The sequence below is a fragment of the Streptomyces sp. URMC 126 genome, from assembly GCF_051386555.1.
GTDB lineage: Bacteria > Actinomycetota > Actinomycetes > Streptomycetales > Streptomycetaceae > Streptomyces.
On record NZ_JBPQTX010000422.1, the window covers coordinates 1 to 5,114 of the forward strand.

Sequence of the window (5,114 nt, forward strand, 5' to 3'; positions counted from 1 at the left end):
CGCCGAATCCGGCGTAGCCGCCGGGGCCGGAGGGGGTTCCTCCGTGGCTGGGGTGGCCGGCGTGCCCGGCGTGCCCGGTGGGGCCTGTGGGGCCCGTGGGGTGACTGAGATCGCCGGGACCGCCGGGACCGCTGGGGCCGCCGGGGCCGAGGCGGTGGACGCCGGTGGCGTACGTCCCGCCGCTCCCGTAAGGGTCGCCGGGCCAGACGGTGGAGCCGTCCGGCGTACTCACCGGGCCCTGCGGCGGGTGGACCGGCGGGGCGGGGTAGGCGCGGGGGGACTCAGGGTGCTGGTGACCGCTCGGGCGGGGGTTCTCCGTCGTCATATGTATGACTGTCCTCCCTGTTCATGAGAACAGTCTGAGTGAGCGCTGAGAAGCTCGCCAGAAGGGTGTGCGGTACGAATAAGGATCGCTCCGCCACGTCTGCGTTGGTACGCCCCTATCCGTTCCTGTTTGCCCCCCGTCCGCCCCACCCCGCACGGTCTGGTCGGGCGCGGGGCGCGTGTGCGTCCCTGAGCGCCCCTGACAGGGTTCCGTCATGGTCCGAATGGGCGATACGGCACGTTCGGAGGGGCATTCTGAGGGTGCGGAGAAGCAGGAACGGCGACGGGACAGCCGGGCCGCTCCGCTCACGGTGAGCAGTGATCAGCGATCAACGACCAGCGATCAAGGAGCGAGGAACGATGGCGGCGACGATGAAGACGACCACGACGGACGCGAACGGCGCGGCCCCCGCCTACGGCATCGCCGATCCCGGCGAGTACGGCTGGGGGGTCTTCCACGAACGGCACCCGGCTCTCGTCCGCCGGCTGTGCGAAGGCAATCCGTACGGCCCTGAGCAGCGGGCCCGCCTGGAGGCCCTGCTAGACGAGTCGCGCACGGGCAAGATCCGGCCGCCGGCGCCGGAGACGGCCGCCGTCGCCCCCTGGACGGCCCGCGACCGGCGGCACTACGGCCGGCCGTGGAGCGAGACGCCGTTCCTGTGGGCGGAGAGCTACTTCTACCTACGCCTGCTGGAGTGCGTCGACCATTTCTCCCCCGGCCCCTGGCAGGGCGTCGACCCGTTCGCTCCCATGAAGGGCGCCGAACTGGCCGACGCGGCGCTGGAGTCCGGTACCGACTGGCTCGACGGGCTCGCCGACGCGCCGCCCGACGAGGCGTTCCGCGCCCTGGTGCTGGCGTCCCTCCACGGCAACCGCGCCGACCTCGGGTTCCAGCTGGTACAAGAGATCACCGACCCCGCCGATGGTGACGCTGCGAGCGCCGCGGGCGGCTCCGGCGCCCCGCGTCTCCCGGAGCTCCTGTCGGACGACGTCGAGGCGGTGTGGAGACACATCAGCCGCCGCCCGCCGGGGGACGTCCATATGATCCTCGACAACGCGGGCCGGGAGCTCCTCGCCGATCTCCTTCTCGCGGACCATCTGCTGACGACCGGGCGTGCGACGTCCGTGGTCCTGCACGTCAAACCGCGTCCGTACTACGTCTCCGACGCCACGGCCTCGGACGTCCGCGACTGTCTGGTGCGCATGACCGCCTTCCGGAACGAGGCGGGCAGAGCGGCCCGGCGCCTCCGGGAGGCCGCCGCCACGGGCCGGCTCCGGCAGACCACCCACGCCTTCCACTGCTCGCCCCTCGGCTTCGACGACATGCCCGCCGATCTCCGCGCCGCCCTGGCCTCGGCCGTTCTGTGCGTGTTCAAGGGCGACCTCAACTACCGACGCCTGGTGGGAGACCGCGCCTGGCCGGCGGACCGCCCGTTCGCCGACGCCGTGGCGGGCGTGCCGGGCTCGCTCGTGGCGCTGCGCACCCTGAAGTCCGAGGTGGCCGTGGGGCTCCCGAAGGAGACCGTCGACCGGTTGGACGCCGTACGGCCGGCTTGGCGTACGGACGGTTCGCAGGCTCTCGTCCAGGCACGGCTGCGGCCGTGAACGGGACGGGCGGGGGACGCCGACGACCATGGCGGCACCGGCGGCCATGGCGACGCCGGCGGCCATGGCGACGTTGCCGGACATGGGGGCGTGGGCGGACATGGGGGCGTTGGCTGCCATTACGGCGTCGGGGGGCGCAGCCGCATCCGAGGCCATGGCGGCGCCAGGGGCCGGGCGGTCCGCTACTCGCCGCCGCACCCGCACGACCGCCGGACGACCAGCGCCGAGGGGAACTGCTTCAGCCGCTCCCGCCGCGTCCCCGCGTACCGCAGCCCGTCGTCCAGCACCAGGTCGACGGCCGATCGGGCCATCGCCTGCCGGTCGGAGGCCACGGTGGTCAGCGGCGGGTCGGTGAGCGCGGCTTCCTTGACGTCGTCGAAGCCGGCGACGGCCAGCTCGCCGGGTACGTCGATGCGCAGCTCGCGGGCCGCGCGCAGCACGCCGATGGCCTGGTCGTCGGTGGCGCAGACGACGGCGGGCGGGCGGTCCGGGCCGGACAGCAGGTCCAAGGCCACCTTGTAGGCGTCGTAGCGGTTGTAGGGGGCGTGGAAGAGCCGGCCCTCGGTGGACTTGCCGGCCTCGCGCATGGCCCGGCGCCAGCCCTCGACGTGGTCGGTGACCGGGTCACCGACGGCCGGGGTGTGCTCGGTGCCGCCGAGGCAGGCGACGTAGGGGTGGCCGTGCTCCAGGAGGTGGCGGGTGGCGAGCTGGGCGCCGCCGATGTCGTCCGTCACCACGGCGACGTCGTCGATCGCGTCGGGGCGGCGGTGCATGAGGACCACGCGGGCGTCCCACGCGTCGATCTCTATGGCGGCGTGCTCGCTCGGGCCCTGGCTGATCAGGATGAGGCCGGAGACCCGCATCCCCAGGAAGGCCCGGAGGTAGTGCACTTCGCGTTCGTCGAGGTAGTCGGAGTTTCCGACCAGGACCATCTTGCCGCGCTCGGCGGCGGCCTGTTCGACCGCGTGCGCCATCTCCGCGAAGAAGGGCTGGCGGGCGTCCGGGACGATCAGGCCTATGAGGTCCGTGCGGCGGGAGGCCATCGCCTGCGCCACCCGGTCCGGCCGGTAGCCGAGCTCCTTGATCGCGGCCAGCACCCGCTCCCGCGTCGCCGGTGCCACCGGGCGCGGTCCGTTGTTGATGACGTAGCTGACCACCGCGGTGGATGTCCCCGCCAGTCTCGCCACATCGTCCCGCGTCACCTTGGCCACGCGCGGCAGTCTACGCGGGTCCACCTACCGTTTGGCCGGTCGCGGACTCTTTGTTCGGCCCGCGGTGGGCGCCTCCTCGGCGGGGGTACGCGCCGGCGGCTCCGCCACCCGTTCGGCCGCCGGCGCGGGGGCGTCCGTCTTCTCGTTCTTGTCCGGTTTCTCCGGCAGTACGAAGCGGTAGCCGACGTTCCGGACGGTCCCGATCAGGGACTCGTGCTCGGGTCCCAGCTTCGCCCGCAGCCGCCGCACATGGACGTCCACGGTCCGGGTGCCGCCGAAATAGTCGTACCCCCACACCTCCTGGAGGAGCTGCGCCCGGGTGAAGACCCGGCCCGGGTGCTGGGCCAGGTACTTCAGCAGCTCGAACTCCTTGAAGGTGAGGTCCAGCACCTGTCCCTTGAGCTTGGCGCTGTACGTCGCCTCGTCCACGGACAGGTCGCCGGTGCGGATCTCCATGGGGCTGTCGTCCGTCGAGATCTGCTGCCGGCCCATGGCCAGCCGCAGCCGGGCCTCCACCTCGGCGGGGCCCGCGGTGTCGAGGAGGACGTCGTCCACACCCCAGTCGGCGGTGACGGCGGCCAGGCCGCCCTCGGTGACGACGAGGAGCAGCGGGCAGCCGGGCCCGGTGGAGCGCAGCAGCTGGCAGAGGCTGCGGATGTGCGGGAGGTCCCGCCGGCCGTCGATCAGTATGACGTCGGCGCCCGGCACGTCCACGAGCGCCGGGCCCTCGGCGGGGGCGACGCGGACGCTGTGCAGCAGCAGTCCGAGCGCGGGCAGCACCTCGGCGGAGGGCTGGAGGGCGTTGGTCAGCAGCAGAAGGGAGCTCATCGACGGTCACCCGCCCCGCTGTCCGTCCTCTCCCCCGGCCTGCCGTCGGCCCTGCCGTTCCTGTCGTGCGCGCTTCGCTCGCCCATGGCGTCGGTTCCTCCTCGGTCCCTGCGACGGGGGTACCACCCAGGCGTGGTGCTGGGGGAGTGTGCGGGTGCGCGCCCGGAAGCACGCGTGCGCCCGGTCGTCCGCGGGGCGCGCACGTCCGAATGCACAAAAGGACCCGGGGGCGACTCTGCCCGGATCCTCTCTGCGCAGCAGAATAGCCCACATGACTTTCCCGGGCGCCGACGACTTTGCCCGACCTTGTGTTTCGTCGATCACTTCGGGTGGTCATCGCATCGTCCTCTTGACAGCCGACGGGGTACGGGTGGAGGCCGCCCACCAGCCCGGACCGCCGCCGCCCGGGACGGGTCCGCGGCCCCCCGCCGTCGTGCTCGCCCATGGCTTCACGGGCGCCTTGGACCGGCCCGCGCTGCGCCGGGCGGCGGAGGTGTTCGCCCAGTACACGGCCGTGATCACGTTCTCCTTCCGGGGACACGGCCGTTCGGGTGGGCACTCGACGGTCGGCGACCGGGAGGTGCTGGACCTGGCCGCGGCCGTGGGCTGGGCCCGGCGGCTGGGATACGAGCGGGTGGCCACCGTCGGCTTCTCGATGGGCGGCTCCGTGGCACTGCGGCACGGTGGTCTCCACCTTCCGGGGACCGGTCCAGAGCACGAGGGGCGCACAGGGGCACATGCCGACATGGTGGTGGCGGTCAGCGCGCCCGCCCGCTGGTTCTACCGGGGGACGGCCCCGATGCGGCGGCTGCACTGGGCGGTGACCCGCCCTGCCGGGCGGGCGGTGGCCCGGTGGGCGCTGCGTACGCGGGTGCACGCCGCGGAGTGGGATCCGGTGCCGGTGCCGCCGGTGGCGGCGGTGCCGTCGATCGCGCCCCGACGGGTGCTGATCGTGCACGGCGACCGGGATCCGTACTTCCCGCTCGACCATCCGCGGGCGCTCGCGGCGGCCGGGGATCCGGCCTCCACGGAGCTGTGGATCGAGCGGGGGTTCGGGCACGCGGAGACGGCTGCGCCGGTGCCGCTGCTGCGGCGGATCGCCCGGTGGGTGGTCGAGGGGCAGGGAGTGGTCGAGGGGTAGGGGGT

4 protein-coding genes and 1 pseudogene are annotated in these 5,114 nt (G+C 73.3%); 2 read left to right on the forward strand and 3 right to left on the reverse strand.

Translation table 11 applies throughout. The annotated features are described in order from the left end of the window. Positions 1 to 325 (reverse strand): annotated as a pseudogene (locus tag ACSNOK_RS30520) (serine protease); the annotation flags it as partial. A gap of 359 nt (positions 326 to 684) precedes the next feature. Here ACSNOK_RS30520 and ACSNOK_RS30525 point away from each other — a divergent pair. Next, the gene (locus tag ACSNOK_RS30525) at positions 685 to 1,929 is read left to right on the forward strand and encodes a damage-control phosphatase ARMT1 family protein (RefSeq protein WP_436784040.1); all 1,245 of its coding nucleotides are present in this window, start codon (positions 685 to 687) and stop codon (positions 1,927 to 1,929) included. 182 nt (positions 1,930 to 2,111) lie between these two features. Here ACSNOK_RS30525 and ACSNOK_RS30530 read toward each other — a convergent pair whose 3' ends face one another. After that, complete coding sequence (locus ACSNOK_RS30530) at positions 2,112 to 3,140, reverse strand: LacI family DNA-binding transcriptional regulator (RefSeq protein ID WP_436784041.1); 1,029 nt, start codon at positions 3,138 to 3,140, stop codon at positions 2,112 to 2,114. 24 nt (positions 3,141 to 3,164) lie between these two features. After that, on the reverse strand, positions 3,165 to 3,968 hold the full coding sequence (locus ACSNOK_RS30535) for a winged helix-turn-helix domain-containing protein (protein WP_436784042.1): 804 nt from the start codon (positions 3,966 to 3,968) through the stop codon (positions 3,165 to 3,167). A gap of 271 nt (positions 3,969 to 4,239) precedes the next feature. Between ACSNOK_RS30535 and ACSNOK_RS30540 the strand changes: the two genes are divergently transcribed. Continuing rightward, on the forward strand, positions 4,240 to 5,109 hold the full coding sequence (locus ACSNOK_RS30540; protein WP_436784043.1) for an alpha/beta hydrolase family protein: 870 nt from the start codon (positions 4,240 to 4,242) through the stop codon (positions 5,107 to 5,109). Positions 5,110 to 5,114: the final 5 nt, after the last annotated feature.

Coding starts and splice junctions, on each gene's coding strand:
- ACSNOK_RS30535 (WP_436784042.1), bottom strand. CDS start 3,968: ATGAGCTCCCTTCTGCTGCTGACCAACGCCCTCCAGCCCTCCGCCGAG.
- ACSNOK_RS30525 (WP_436784040.1), top strand. CDS start 685: ATGGCGGCGACGATGAAGACGACCACGACGGACGCGAACGGCGCGGCC.
- ACSNOK_RS30540 (WP_436784043.1), top strand. CDS start 4,240: ATGACTTTCCCGGGCGCCGACGACTTTGCCCGACCTTGTGTTTCGTCG.